Genomic DNA, 14,073 nt, shown 5'->3' on the forward strand with positions numbered 1-14,073 from the left:
CATCACCAAGCACCACCACTGTAACGCCGGAAACAACCAGACACTTGCTAGCATAGAGGAAAGGGTTACCGTGAAGCTTCTTGGCAACGGGTCGCGCATAAAAAATAGCGAAGGGAAAACTTTAAATAGAATCGTCATGCAGCATCTCAGCGCGTGGGTAATCCTTCTGTTCGTTGGCGCCGTAATTTGGCAGATGGCATCGCCGGTAATTCCAAACCAACAGGCGTTTTATGCGGGACAGGAGTCAGAGGCTACCGTAACCGCTATCGGTCAAACACCGGCCGCGAGCACCGAAACCGCTTCAGCGATAGGCTCAACAAAAAAAGCGCAAGCCACAAAAGCGGCTGTAAAAGGTACCACTATTACAACAGTAGCAGGGCCGAAAACAACAAGTAAGACGGCCCCGGCCAAAGGGCGCGTGAGAATAATCGTTGAAGCGCTTAATATACGCGTAGCGCCCGACATAACCAGCCAAGTTATCGATAGCATAGGAATGGGCGAGACGGTCAATGTTATCGGCACAAGCGGAAATTGGCTTAAAGTTAGAACAGATACCGCTGTCGAAGGTTATATAAGCGCTAGCATGGCGGAACCGGTTAAGTAGGCGATATCACAGCACAAGATCGCGTCTAAACAGGAGAGCACGTATAACATACGTATTGAATAATTATTGAGAAGCATAAGATGAAGCAAGAGACGTATCAGCGGAGAGAACATGCAAGAGAAGAATTATAACCACAACAAGGCAAAGACAACCAATCTAGCATTAGACTGTTATCGGGCGCGCGTAATAAAAGTACACGAAGAGCGACCCGTAGACCTCGACTGGCGCGAAGATATCTTATATACGGCGCCGAAAGCCTATCCAAGTAAGTTGATGACAAGTTACCGGGTTCAGGTGCTGGCGCCCGATAAAACGATCCACGAACTAGCGAACCTCCGGGACAGGGCGGAGGCAAGGAAGCGCATACGGTCCGTGCGGCACGATCTTAAGCGTCTCACGAAGATGGAATTTAATAAGAAATATGATATCGTTGATACAACAGACACCGACATTGCCGTCGGCCCAATAATTATCGATGAAGCGCTTTATGGCAATGCGATGCTGTTTACCGGCGTACAACACAGCAAGAATCCGCGGAATAATATGTAATCACAATGTTACAATAGCACCTTTGTTGGGGCGGGGAAGAACCATGACACGGCGAGCACAAGTTGTAGCAATCATAGGACTAGCATTACCATTATATGGTATCTTGTGGTATGTCGCGGGTGCGTTTTTGTCGATCGGCATAAACCTTATCGCGGTCGCAATAGCAATCAGTATCGCGTATCTTTTTCTCGAAGCGCTTTCATGCCAGAGCGTTAGAGGAAGTATACTCAAGATAAACCTACGGAGAAAACTAGACATAAAAGAAGTCGCTCGCATAATAGGGCCAATAGCCCTGTTGCCGGCCGCCTCTATCATTATCGCCCAACAGTCCCTTGCCAGTTCGGTAAAACCCCTTCGGCTATACGTTCTCTTTGTCCTGCTATTTTTAGTAGGTTGGGCAATGGGAACGGTCGAGACCGCCAACCTCATAGACGAGGACGAGAAAAACGAGGCATTGTAGTAAAGATTAAATCCAAGTAAACTCCTATCCGGCCGCGAACACACGTTCGTGATGCGGGCGATCTTTATTATATCGGCTGTTATGAGGGGCGGATTGTGAGTAATACTCTAAATCTGAAGAGCGGTTGTGCAAATAATCATTGCGGCGGAAAGACCGTTGCCGGGAGCTTATCTCCGAGAAATAGCTGGTAGCAAGTAGGAAAATGAAACAAAATGAGAGAAATATGCCTAGATATGGATTCGCCGGTAAACGGATGATTGAATAGAGATTACGCAAATTGCGCCCGAGTCGCAATGCAAACACCGAAATTGTAACCGGTATGTTACAAGTCTGACGAGGAATATCGTAAGTTAACATAAGACATATTATGGTAAGCAATACGCCGTTGTGATTATATCGACAATCGAGTTTTGGCCGCACCAGTTCGTCGAAATACTGTTTCACTTTAGTTTCTAAATCATCGATGCTTTTGAAAATATTCCCGAAATTTAGGCGCTCTCAAATCCGTTCTAAGACACTTTTAAATTACGCCCATACATTTATATTGCCTATTTTTCGCTTACCCACTCTGCTTGCTATCGCCAACCAACGTTTCGGTCAATGAATTCCGAATGTCTTAGATCTTTGCGTGGTTGCATTGAGGTCGGTACGGCGATTCTCTAATAATACGAAGCCAATAGTATGAAATCAGCATACCGCAGATAAGCCATTGAGGAAGTCGATAATCATTTCCCAGGTTGCCGGATCGAAGAACTAGTTACCGTGTCCAGATTCGAGCAGATCTAGCATGCGCCTGTTTCCTAACATTATGCTGCCAGCCCACGTTCGCGCACATCAGCAGACCCGGCTTTACATCCTCGCTTGCTGTGCAGCAAGTCGATAAATGCTTCCAACCTGGTCAGCGTTCCCGCCCGGCCTGTCTGTTCGTCTATGACAAACGATATGATCGGTATATCCAGGTCTTTGCTTATCCGCGGTAAAATCGATTTTGCGATAGTGTCGGGCATGCAGGTAAACGGACCCAGCTCGACAATGCCGTCGAATCCATCCTTAGCGTAGATGGCTGCATTCCCCACGCTGGTTAAGCCTTCCCCTCCGACGAAATGATTGAGATATGGTCTGGCTGCCCGTGCTATCTCGGCATCGCTTACGCCCTTGACCTCATTCTTATCCGACGGGCTTATCCAGTCGGTTAAATAAAGCGAGCGCTCGACCGAAACACCCTTATTTCCCAGGTATTCTTCGATATCAAAATTTATAAACGGCTCTAGCAAGATGTAAAACTCACCGACGATGCCAACTTTTAGCGGTCTGCGGCTCATATCCTTTTCGACTGCTTCAAGCTGAGCGAACGCCAATCGTGATGCTTCTTCTATCTCTTGCTGGGTCTTTGCCGGCTTCATAATTTCGAGGGCTTGCTTATATGCCTTGGTCGAATCGCCTTTATTCACTTCATATGCTCTGAACTTCAAGACATATTGCTCGAGCCGGTCGAGAATTCGTCCTTTCGTAAAGCTGGTACTGATTATCTTATATATCTGATACACCGACTTGCCCGGTGCAAGCAGGCGCAATGTATCTATAAATCGTTTCCAGCCCAAGACGGGTGGCTCGATTATTATCATGTCGAATTTATAGCCCGCGTCCCGCAAAACGAGTCTTTGGATCTGAGCATAATAACCTAAGCGACATGGCCCGATTCCACCGACCATCAAGAGCGTGTCAGCACCGGCTTCGATGGCCTCGATAAAGTTGCCAATCATTATCTTCATTGGCAAACACGCAAGTTCTGGCGCGTAACGTAAACCCAGCTGCATGGTCTTATCAGCAGTCTTGGGCGGCACCATATAGTCGATGCCCGTTCTATCAAGGAGGTCGGAGACTATAAGATCGAGCTTGCCCAGCTGTGGAAAAGTGGCTAACATGTCGGCGTCCCCCGTATCTTCATCACACCCCTAAGTCCAGTCGCAAAATATCGTATTTCGCGCATGCAGAACACAAAAGATTGCAGGCTATAAGTCCTTGCTTAGATGCTTACCTACAGACCGGCTAATTCAGAGGATACCCTCAGACACAGTTTTTAAACAGAGCGCTTAGTATGCTTAAGATCGCATCCTTCGAATTTAAAAGAAGAGCATTGAAAAGAGTGGCTGTCAGAGAGAGGTTTAGTGCAACACTCCTGTCAAACACGGCTCGCATTCATCGGCTTTAGGCTGTCGCTCTGAATTCGATGCCTGGCTATTACTCCACTTGCCGCAGCGATCCCCCCAGCGTGCGAGAATTGCATTGTCGCTTTGCATCTCGATAACCTCGCACCGGTTCGCGCAGCCACCGCACTCAAAGCTCGACGCAGCAAACGAGAGTTCGCTTACTTCAAAACCTTTAAACGCCGTTGCACCGGTGATCTCCACCTCTTCCTGCGCCAGAAGTGCGGCGCCGATCGCTCCCATAACCCCGAAATAAGGTGGCACGGCTACCTGCTGACCAAGCGCCTTTTCAAACGCGGCCTTGATACCTTTATTCGCTGCTACCCCGCCCTGAAACACCACAGCGCCTAACACCTGTTTGCCGCGCCCAACGTTATTAAGGTAATTGCGCACCAGCGCCTCGCAGAGCCCAGCGATGATGTCTTCAAGCGCACACCCTGTCTGCTGCTTATGAATCATATCCGACTCGGCGAATACGCCGCAGCGCCCGGCGATGCGTACCGGGTGTGAGGCGCGAAGCGCGATGTCACCAAACTGCTCGATCGGTATCTTCAAGCGGGATGCCTGATGGTCGAGAAACGACCCTGTTCCGGCTGCGCACACGGTGTTCATGGCAAAATCAATGACAACACCGTCGCGTATGATGATGATCTTCGAATCTTGTCCGCCGATCTCGAGCACGGTCTGCGCATCGGGCACGATTTTCAATGCTGCGACCGAGTGAGCGGTGATCTCATTCTTGACCGTATCGGCACCCACCATGATACCGGCCAGCTGGCGGGCGCTACCGGTAGCACCGACGCCTTCGATGGTTATATTGCTGTCGAGCCTGCCTGATAGCTCGCGCATGCCGTCCTGTACCGCCTGGATAGGCCTTCCGTCGGTTCGTATGTAGATGCTATCGATTACGTCACCGCTCGCGTTAATGACCGCAAGATTCGTGCTGACCGAGCCCACGTCTATTCCTAAATAAGCCTGCAACTGTTCAACCCCCTATTGATATTCCGCTACGTGTAAATACGCTCACTCATTTATATAGTGTCGAGCTGCCGTACTACTCAGTTTCGGCTCGACCAGTTGATCTTCGTCAGATTGCCGGATAGGGTCACCGTCATCGCAGGCGTTTTTGCGCTGCAGAGCGGTGTGCCGGCGGGCTAACAAATCCGCAAATGCTTCGAGCCGCGTGACGAACCCGGCTTTGCCGGTCTGCTCGTCAAGGCTTATCGAGAGAACCGGTATAGAAAAATCGCGGCTGACTCGCTCGAGCACACTTTTTGCGACGATCTCCGGTATGCAGGTAAACGGCGAGAGCTGGATGACGCCGTCAAAGCCCCGTTCGGCGTATTGAATCGCGTGCGCCACCGAGTCTTGCCCATGGCCGCCGATCATTTCGCCCAGGTAGCTCAAGGCGACCTGTTCGAGGCGCTCTTGATTCTTGCGCCCCGGCTTCTTAAATAGCTTGCTTTCTTTGGTCCAGCCCGCTAGATATATCGAACGCTCCGTCTCGACACCCATTTCGCCCAGTGTTTCTTCAATCTCAAGGTTGGCGGACGGCTCGAGTAAAACGTAAATCTCACCCACAATACCGACTCGCAGCGGCTCGAACCCCGGTTTAAGCGGGACATCCGTCAGTACTTGCTCGGCACGTTGCTCGGCCTCTTCAAGATCGGAGAGCGTCTTCACCTGGTTGATAATGGCGGTCGCCTTCTTAAATGCCTTTGTCGTCGAGCCCAGTACCGCTTCCCGGGCGCGCACGCGGTGCGATATCCGCTCGATATGATCGAGCGCGATGATTTTCTTCCAGGCATACCACACCAGTTTGGCTACGTGCCACTTCGAGAAACCGTTCGCGTTGAGTGCCTCGATCTTTCCGATGAAGTCACGTAGGTCGACACGCGGCGGCTCGAGCACGATCAAATCGACGTCAAGATGGAGCTCGTTTAGGATGAATTGGTGAATTTCGCAGTACAGACCGGCGCGACATGGGCCGACGCCGCCCGTGCTGACAATCGTATCGGCACCTTTTTCAATAGCCTCTAAATAGCTTCCGGTAATAATTTTAAGCGGCAGACATGCAAATTCCGGCGAATGCTCGGCGCCGAGCGAGAGCGTGAACCGGTTCGGGCGCGGTGGAACCACTACATCATTACCGAGGTTGATGAGAAGTTCTTTAAATACTGCGTGTGATTGTCCCATGTACGGAAAAGTCACGGTGCGCTTGCGTCGCTTAAAGGAGCGTGCGCTCTTAATTGGTTGTTGCAACAGTTGCCGCCCCCTTCCGCACTGCATGTCGAAGGCGTGGCGTAATAAGCTCGTCGATCGACGGTTTCTTCTCAGAGACACGCTGTCGCCGTCGCACCATATCGGTAAACGCCTCGAGCCGGGTCATGAGGCCGGCCTCACCTGTATGCTCGTCGATCATAAGCGTCATAAACGGTACCGACGGGTGTTCTTTTGCTATACCGCCAATAACCCTGTTGACGATTGAATCGGGCCCACAGCTAAATGCGGTGACATGAATCAGCCCGTCGACCGTATCGTCATATTCAAAGTAGTGGTGCGCCGCAAGAACCGCCTGCTCGCTGTAAGTCCAAAACATGTTTTTATACAGTTTTTGCTGCTGCGCCTGCAGATCGTTCTTAGAAATCGTGTTGGCGGTCAGCGGCATTACCCGCATATCGCGCAGCTTATTGAGCAGATCAAGGCTTATGTAAGGATCGTATATTTCGTAGGGGTACCCGATAACGGCAAATCGCAGGTCGTATGCGTCCGTATCCATAGCAGGCCCAGCTATACCGGGCTCGTTACGGGTTGTACGTTCGGGGTTAGCCAAAACCTTTATCGCAGCGGCCGGCGCAACGCCGGCGTGCAAGAGCTCGCTATACCGCCTATGATCTGCCAAAGCGGCCTCAAGTGCCTGTTTAACCCGGCGATTATTGCACGATAACCTGTTACCTACCTCGAGCGCCACGCGCTTTAGCTCGCGCTTATTATCCCTATTATCATACCGGACATCAATGAGCTCTGGTAAGTCGGTTATTGAGCTTCTAACCATATCGGGCAGCCCGAGAAACTTCGGGCAGTAGACGGTACGTCCGTTGGTGCATACCACGCGCGGCAGAAAGATATAATCGATACCCCGCTCGATGAGGTCGACGACATGGCCGTGAAGTAGCTTCACCGGCATACATGCATCCGTAACGGCTGTTCGCACACCTGCATCGAGGATGCGTTTGGTCGTCGTCGATGATGTTACCACGGTGGCGCCAAGCTCGGTAAAAAAGCGTCTCCATAATGGAAAATATGAATAGTACAAAAGGGTTCGTGGAATGCCCACGGCGAAAGGTCGCTCGGCGTGGGCCCACGGTGACGTATTCAGCTTAATCAACCCGCCTTTCTTTCATTGTTAGTCTGTTTAATAGTGTATATACTGTGCCGCCAAATAATAGCGGTCGGCGTCAATCGGGTTGTTTCTTCGTCCGGCAATATAATCTCCCATATATAGTATACATAAAGAGTATGCCTGCGGTCGCTATCACAACGACTGTTGCACCAATTAAGCGACCAGAAGAACAATGATTGGTGTCAATAAAACTGTTTCCCCCTTAATAATTTCATGCGAATCCCCTTAAACTCATTATGGTCTGACCGCCAATCAAGCGTTGTAACACGCTGTATTACTTTGACGAGGGCTCGTACATGTTACTTATTGCTTTTGTTTGTGTACGCTTCCTTTAATAGTCGCTACTTGAAACAATGCCTCATGAGCGTATCAATTCGTATTTCAACATCAGGCAAATTGATCCCCATCGCAGGCCCCAACATCGGTGCCATGAGTATGGGCAAAAACGTGGCTCCCATAATATGGCTCACGATAATTGTAAGCTGTTCAGGGTCATTCTCACCGGTTATTTCTTGTATCGTGGCCTGTATCTTATTAAGACCCATCGCCTTAATGAATTGCACATACTGGTAATGCGTCTTGAAGGAAAGATTGCCCTGGAGAAATAGCCTTCGAATTAGCTCCGGGTATTGCTGAAGAGACAGGGCATATCTAGTTAAGAAGCGTTGCAGGCGCTCTTTTGGAGGAACCGTCGTTTCATCTAACAAATCGAAGCATTCGCGAAACGTATCCAATAAAGCCGCTACCGCCGCATTCAGAAGAATTTCCTTGGAACCGAAGTGGTAATTGATAAGAGCTACATTGATATTGGCTTTTGCTGCTATCTTGCGGATTGTGACTGCCTCAAACCCTTCGTCTTTAATCAAATCCAGTGTGATTTTAAGGATGGTATCTTTGGTCGATAACTTTTTCTCGGCAATCTGGTTCATTCTATATCTCCCACGCTAAGGCGATATGATTTATTTGGGAATATTAAACAGATTTAAACAGTGTTTAAATTATGATATCGCATATTCTCGTTTACAATCAAGGGGCAAAGATTGTGAGGCAGGATGAAGCCATTTCCCTTGTATCTTTGTGCGCTCTAAACAACATCACGTCGTCGGAAACCGGCCAACCCAGCGACGGCAAGTAGCACGAAGATTGTGAACATCCGGACCACAACAGCACCGACGGCGAGCCCAAAGACCGCCCATCGTTCGCCTGCGAAGGCGCGGGTGAGGCGCGACCAACCGATCGGAGATAACCAGGGCAGCATGATAGCCCACCACTCTTCCCTATATCATCGACAGCGCGTATCAGGAAAGACCGGCCGAGAGCGACTCCTGCAATTCCCTTCGCGGTGCCAGTGCTCCGCGATAACCGTGCAGCTAATACATTTTATCTGTCCAACTTGGTCTTATAGCCTATTGGCTCAAGCATAACAAGGATAAACCAGTAAAGAATTGTTATCACTTACCCACAACATGATGTTTAAGGGCGGTTTAAGATGCCCCTCTATCCTCGGAAGAATCTGCGACATGATACTTAAGTAAATATGCTTTTAGCCGATACTTTCTTTAATGACCTACGTTATAATATGAAGCGATTTTAAACCTTGTGGTTGCCAATTCCTACATGTTAGACAGTGCTTTCAAAAGCGACCCAGCAATAGGAGCCATATGCGTGGATATTAATCAGGAAAAAGAGCTGGTAAAACAGGCGCAAAAAAGTCCGGTTGCCTTCGGTCACCTCTACGACCAGTACTTCAAACAGATATTCAACTATGTCGTGCATAGAACAGGCGATATCGGAGTCGCTCAAGATATCACGTCCGAAACATTCTTCAAGGCATTGACGAACCTTTGGAGATTCCAGTGGCGAAACATCCCCTTCTCTGCCTGGCTATATAAGATCGCCACTAATGAAATTAGGCTTTACTACAGAAAAGGTCGCTACAACGCGGTCTCTTTAGATGAGCTTATTGAAACGGGAAATTCCGTACCCGCTTCAACCAATGATTTGGAGGCCGAGTATATCGAGGCTCAGGATGCCTTGCATAGGCACGAGGAATTTCTCTTTTATCGGCAAAAAATCAGCGAGCTACCAATCAACTACCAAGAAGTTATCGTTTTACGCTTTTTTGAAGAAAAACAAATTAAGGAAATAAGCCAAATCTTAGGTAAATCTGAAGGCACGGTTAAGTCATTGCTACACAGGGGCTTAGAAAAATTGAGAAAAAACCACCACCAAGAGCGCCAAACATGCAACCTTTTGGAAACAGAAGCATTATATGTACAAGAAGGTCGATAGCATGAAAAAAGATGAATTGATCGAAAAACTTGAAAGCCTTGAGCGCCCTGATCTTGAAATGCCGGTTCGTAAGCAACACTTAAAACAAGCGCTGCTTAATACCGGTCACTTCCAACCGGCGAAAGGCATGGGATTTTGGTCAGCGATTAAGGAATTTGGAGGTTTGATTTTTATGAAATCACATGCTTGGAAGATTGCTATGGCGCTTGTACCATTGTTTATTGTGGTTTTCGCATTTCAATCGTTCGCCGTTAGCGCCAAGCCAGCTGCCTATCTTACCCTGCAAGTCAACCCCGCTTTGCAGCTCGCACTCGATAAGGACAATAAGGTCGTAGGGCTAAAAGCCCTTAACAATGACGGCAAAACCATTATTGCCAGCGTCGATGTGCAGAATATGCCGGTAGAGCAAGCCCTGCAGGAAATCACCGGTAATATTATAGCCGGAGGTTTTGTTAAGAAAGATGCTGAGATAATAATCGCCCTACACCCTGCCCCGGGCGCTGACACGAAAGCTCTCGGCGGAATCGCCGAATCTGCCCGCAACCTGGTTAAAGACCGTCTTGCCAAGGATAAGTTGCAGGCGAGTGTAGAAAGCATCGTTGTGAGCGACGAGTTATATAGCGAGGCAAGCAAACAAGGAATTCTGCCAAAATCATATGCCAACCTGGTTAAGGCCAACGTATCTCGGGAGACGATTAACACATTATTCGGCCTAAGAAATGAGCCGGGTGTCTCTCAGACGGCATTCGATGAAGGGTTCGGAAGCGTTGCAGAATCTTTCATGCATATGGTAGAGGGCGGCATCAGCGAACAAGCAGCTATCACCGCACTCAAGGAGGCGCTAAAGGTCGACCCGAGTCTCGATCGAATCGATAAAGTTGCCGAGGCGCTTGTCGAACTCAAGAAGACCGGCCTTTCCGAGGCGGATGCATTGAACAAGGTAAAAGACGCCATCGCGACAAATCCAAAGCTCGATAACCTGGGAGCACAACTTGGCGTTAGTATAGATGGCGAATCTGACGGCAACAATAATAACAAGGACGAGGGAAACGCCGATAATGTTGACCAGAGCAACGCCGGCAATGTTGATGAAGGAAGCGTCTATAATGCCGAGATAAAGAGCGGCGACAACAACGGCCACAACAATAATGTAGACGAGAGCAGCGTATCGGACGGTGAGCACGGAAACAATCAAGATACGCATGCTACCAGCGGAATCAAGCACAGTGGCGACATGAGCCCTGCTCAAGGTGCCATAGTGAGCAAGCCGGATACTAGACAAAAATCGAATCAAGCGGATGGCAATCAAGAATCTGACGGATCTAATAACAACTAATTACAGTAAAGCGCACAATGGTTCGAGACATAAAAATATGGCCGGTGCCGTGTTGAGACGGCACCGGCTTACCTTTCTTCTTACAAGAAAAGCGGCACCAGCTCGCCTGATGTTGAGTTGACAAGACCTTTATCGGTAATCTTAAGTGAGGGTACGGTTGCCAGCGTTAAAAACGAAAGGGTCATAAACGGGTCGCTCAGCTGGGTGCCAAGATCGCGCGCGATTTTCTGCATGGCCTTGAGGTTGTCGTAAACCTCATCGCTCTCCCCTTCCGACATGAGGCCGGCTATGCGAAGTTGCAGTGTTGCCAGTATTGCGCCGTCGTTTACCGCAACCAAACCGCCTTGCATGTCGATAACGGCATTTACCGCGTTTGCCATATCTTCATCGTTAACCCCGGCAACTACTATATTATGCGCATCATGTGACACGCTCGATGCGAGCGCACCCCTGCTCAACCCAAAGCCCTGCAGCAAGCCGAGCGAAAGCTTAACCTGGCGGTTGTAGCGGTTAATTACGGCTATCTTTATAATATCCCTGTTGCGGTCGGCGGTTACCATGTCGGCAAGAGCCGGGGTTGGGATAACCGCTTCCTCGGTAACAATTTCGTTCGGGATTACTTTTATTGCTCTTATCTGTTTGCCGCTAGAGGGAAGAGCGAAATCTCGCGGCTCAACCTTGTCGGCAAAGATGCTGTTCTTCAATGTAATCGGCGGCGTGTACGTCTCTATAAATTGCAGGTCCTGGCCGATATCATAGATGACCACACCGTTTTTTATTACCGTTCGGATATATACCTCGGTTAGATCTTCGAGGATGATAAGATCAGCGATCCTGCCGGGCGCAACGGCACCGCGATCATGCAGACCGTAGTGCTGCGAAGGGTTTAGTGTCGCCATCTGCAGGGCGAGCCGTATATCGATTCCCCGTGAGATCGCTTTGCGAATAATGTGGTCGACGTGACCTTCCTCGATGATATCGGTCAGGCTGCGGTCATCGGTTACCACGCACATCCGCCTTGCCGCAAAGTAGTTTACAGCGGGCAGAAGTGCGTCGAGGTTTTTGGCGACCGAGCTTTCGCGGATCATTAGGAACATGCCGCGGGCAATCTTGGTGAGCGCCTCGTTGAGCTCGGTGCTTTCGTGATCGGTTGTCGGGCCCGCAACGAGATAGGCGTTGAGGCGCTTCCCTTTTAGCTGTGGGGCGTGCCCGTCGATCGGGTCGGCCGCGGCAGCCAGTATCTTCTCGAGCGTCTCCGGCCGACCCGACATGATGCCGGCAATATCCATAACTTCGCTTAATCCGATAAACGCCGGATTGGACAGGAGCATCGATATATCATCTCTGGTGATAGAGGCGCCCGTTGTTTCTATCTCTGCCGGTGTTGAGGGCACGCTTGATGGGGCGGTGAAAAAAAAGTCGATCGGTACGTCCCGGGTTGCTTTAAGCAGGTAGTTAACGCCCGTCAGACCCGCGATATTGGCGATCTCGTGCGGATCGGCGATTGCAGTTGTGGTACCATGCTTGATCAGCTCAACGGAGAGGGCCTCAGGCCGCAGCATCGATGTTTCAATGTGCATGTGGGCATCGATAAAGCCCGGAGCGACGATTGATCGCTGCAAATCGCGCTCGTACATTCCTTTATACCGGCCTATCCCGGCGATGATCCCTTTATGAATGGCAATATCGGCGGTGTCGAATGCGCCGTTTAGCACATTAACGATCTCGGCGTTTTTAAGCACGAACTCAGCCGGGATGTCGCCTTTAGCTACCTGAATTAACTCGTAAAGCTCCTCGTAATCCATGCAGACATTATTCCTATCTAGCAGCTTTTATTAACATGGATGGTCGCAGTGCGGCTGATCGCCGTTAGATATCGGAGTGTTGAGATTGCTGCTGCAAGGGGTGTGATGGCAAAGCGGTTGCATGCGGGAAAAGAAAAACCGCGGTGTTCGACACCGCGGTTTAGTAGATATAAGCAGGTGGGGCTGATTCCAACACACCTCTACTCTTCGGACATTTAAAGCTCCGCTAATGCCTCATCGCATATACGGAGAAATCTTGTCATAACCCACGTAGACGGCAATTTATCTAGAAACGGCATAAACACTGCTCTGTTCTCTTCTGCTTTTGCCCGGAACACCGGGTCAGCCATAAATTTTTCAACGAGCTTGGTCTTGGCATCGTCGAGGCTCACAATTTGTGTTATAGCCTCGACGTCTTGATGGAATGTTTCTAGTTCAGTTTGCGTACATGCTCTAGCCATACTACGCCTCCTTATTGATACAGCCCTCCTGCCTCAACCTCCTTATTGGCGGAAAATGTGAGAAATATTTGCCAACCGCATAAAATACTTGTTATCTCAATATTACACTATAGATTAGAGATTTCCTTCTAATGTCTTAAACTTTAATCCTCTCGTATATGACACGGCTTATCGTATAGATGCGCGCTTTATATCATTCGGTAGCTGAGCGTTATACGCCGGTACTACCGAAACCACCCGCACCCCGAACGGTGTCATCAAGCTCATCAACGACGTTAAATGTTACCTGCTCTACCCTCTGGATAACGAGCTGGGCTATCTTGTCCCCACGCCGTATCTCAAAAGGAGCTGATGTATCGGTGTTAATGATAATGACGCCGATCTCTCCCCTGTATTTGCTGTCGATAAGCCCGGGTGTGTTGACAATGCTGATCCCGTGTTTAAGCGCAAGCCCGCTTCGCGGTTGTACAAAACCCGCATAACCATCTGGTATTGCAATAGCTGCGCCCGATGGTATAAGCGCCCGCTCCCCCGGTGGAATGATCTGATCGATCCGGCTGCGCAGGTCGCAACCGGCGTCTCCCTCGTGAGCATATTCCGGCGCTGGCATATCTGCATCAAGCATTTTGATATTAATGCGCAATCTAGTGCCTCCTCTGTTGTGTGTTGCTATTTGATATTAGACACTATGGTATCAGAAAGTGTTGAGCCCTTATAGGTAGGTACTCACGACATCATCTCATAAAAAAAGATATCATATTATGTGTATTAGTGATTCTTATTCATTATTTAGATGCTATTTCTCCGTTAAATACCGTTAAGCGCAAACACTCCCCTCTTTGTCCTTACTTTATTGTGAAAAATTTGACAACAAACCCTTGACTAATCTTTACAATAACTTATAATAACTATTAGCTATTAATATATATTGTGCCGCTAGGTTTATTTGCTGCCAA

Annotated in this window: 13 protein-coding genes; 5 read left to right on the forward strand and 8 right to left on the reverse strand. The window is 49.2% G+C overall.

Going from position 1 to position 14,073, the window contains the following annotated elements; translation table 11 throughout:
* Positions 1 to 70 precede the first annotated feature (70 nt).
* From VGK02_03390 to VGK02_03400, 3 genes are all read left to right on the forward strand, one after another.
* The gene (locus VGK02_03390) at positions 71 to 604 is read left to right on the forward strand and encodes an SH3 domain-containing protein (protein HEY3374090.1); all 534 of its coding nucleotides are present in this window, start codon (positions 71 to 73) and stop codon (positions 602 to 604) included.
* 111 nt (positions 605 to 715) lie between these two features.
* Positions 716 to 1,153, forward strand: a complete 438-nt coding sequence (locus VGK02_03395; GenBank protein HEY3374091.1) for a hypothetical protein — start codon at positions 716 to 718, stop codon at positions 1,151 to 1,153.
* Positions 1,154 to 1,196: 43 nt separating this feature from the next.
* Positions 1,197 to 1,613: a hypothetical protein gene (locus VGK02_03400; GenBank protein HEY3374092.1), complete on the forward strand. Its 417-nt coding sequence runs from the start codon at positions 1,197 to 1,199 to the stop codon at positions 1,611 to 1,613.
* Positions 1,614 to 2,419: 806 nt separating this feature from the next.
* On the opposite strand, the gene VGK02_03405 is transcribed toward VGK02_03400, so the two are convergent.
* From VGK02_03405 to VGK02_03425, 5 genes are all read right to left on the reverse strand, one after another.
* Positions 2,420 to 3,538: a hypothetical protein gene (locus VGK02_03405; protein HEY3374093.1), complete on the reverse strand. Its 1,119-nt coding sequence runs from the start codon at positions 3,536 to 3,538 to the stop codon at positions 2,420 to 2,422.
* 240 nt (positions 3,539 to 3,778) lie between these two features.
* Positions 3,779 to 4,801 carry an acyl-CoA dehydratase activase gene (locus tag VGK02_03410; protein HEY3374094.1) on the reverse strand — a complete coding sequence of 341 codons (1,023 nt, stop codon included), beginning with the start codon at positions 4,799 to 4,801 and terminating at the stop codon, positions 3,779 to 3,781.
* Positions 4,802 to 4,843: 42 nt separating this feature from the next.
* Positions 4,844 to 6,082, reverse strand: coding sequence for a hypothetical protein (locus VGK02_03415; GenBank protein ID HEY3374095.1), 1,239 nt, complete (start codon positions 6,080 to 6,082; stop codon positions 4,844 to 4,846).
* Complete coding sequence (locus tag VGK02_03420) at positions 6,066 to 7,157, reverse strand: acyl-CoA dehydratase activase-related protein (protein ID HEY3374096.1); 1,092 nt, start codon at positions 7,155 to 7,157, stop codon at positions 6,066 to 6,068. The genes VGK02_03415 and VGK02_03420 overlap by 17 nt, the downstream gene beginning before the upstream one ends.
* Before the next feature lie 407 nt (positions 7,158 to 7,564).
* Complete coding sequence (locus tag VGK02_03425; protein HEY3374097.1) at positions 7,565 to 8,152, reverse strand: helix-turn-helix domain-containing protein; 588 nt, start codon at positions 8,150 to 8,152, stop codon at positions 7,565 to 7,567.
* A 736-nt stretch (positions 8,153 to 8,888) separates the two neighbouring features.
* Here VGK02_03425 and VGK02_03430 point away from each other — a divergent pair.
* Together VGK02_03430 and VGK02_03435 are read left to right on the forward strand one after the other, a co-directional pair.
* A complete protein-coding gene (locus VGK02_03430; protein HEY3374098.1) occupies positions 8,889 to 9,515 on the forward strand; it encodes an RNA polymerase sigma factor in 627 nt (208 codons plus the stop codon).
* A 1-nt stretch (position 9,516) separates the two neighbouring features.
* Entirely contained in the window at positions 9,517 to 10,851 is a 1,335-nt protein-coding gene (locus tag VGK02_03435) for a hypothetical protein (GenBank protein HEY3374099.1), read from the forward strand.
* An 80-nt stretch (positions 10,852 to 10,931) separates the two neighbouring features.
* Here VGK02_03435 and ade read toward each other — a convergent pair whose 3' ends face one another.
* The 3 genes from ade to dut all read right to left on the reverse strand — a co-directional run bounded on the left by ade (position 10,932) and on the right by dut (position 13,760).
* Positions 10,932 to 12,656, reverse strand: a complete 1,725-nt coding sequence (gene ade / locus VGK02_03440) for an adenine deaminase (GenBank protein ID HEY3374100.1) — start codon at positions 12,654 to 12,656, stop codon at positions 10,932 to 10,934.
* A gap of 215 nt (positions 12,657 to 12,871) precedes the next feature.
* The gene (locus VGK02_03445; protein ID HEY3374101.1) at positions 12,872 to 13,117 is read right to left on the reverse strand and encodes a hypothetical protein; all 246 of its coding nucleotides are present in this window, start codon (positions 13,115 to 13,117) and stop codon (positions 12,872 to 12,874) included.
* 211 nt (positions 13,118 to 13,328) lie between these two features.
* Positions 13,329 to 13,760, reverse strand: coding sequence for a dUTP diphosphatase (gene dut / locus VGK02_03450; GenBank protein ID HEY3374102.1), 432 nt, complete (start codon positions 13,758 to 13,760; stop codon positions 13,329 to 13,331).
* Between the last annotated feature and the right edge of the window lie 313 nt (positions 13,761 to 14,073).

Source organism: Candidatus Aquicultor sp. (assembly GCA_036504445.1).
Lineage (GTDB): Bacteria > Actinomycetota > Aquicultoria > Aquicultorales > Aquicultoraceae > DASXVE01.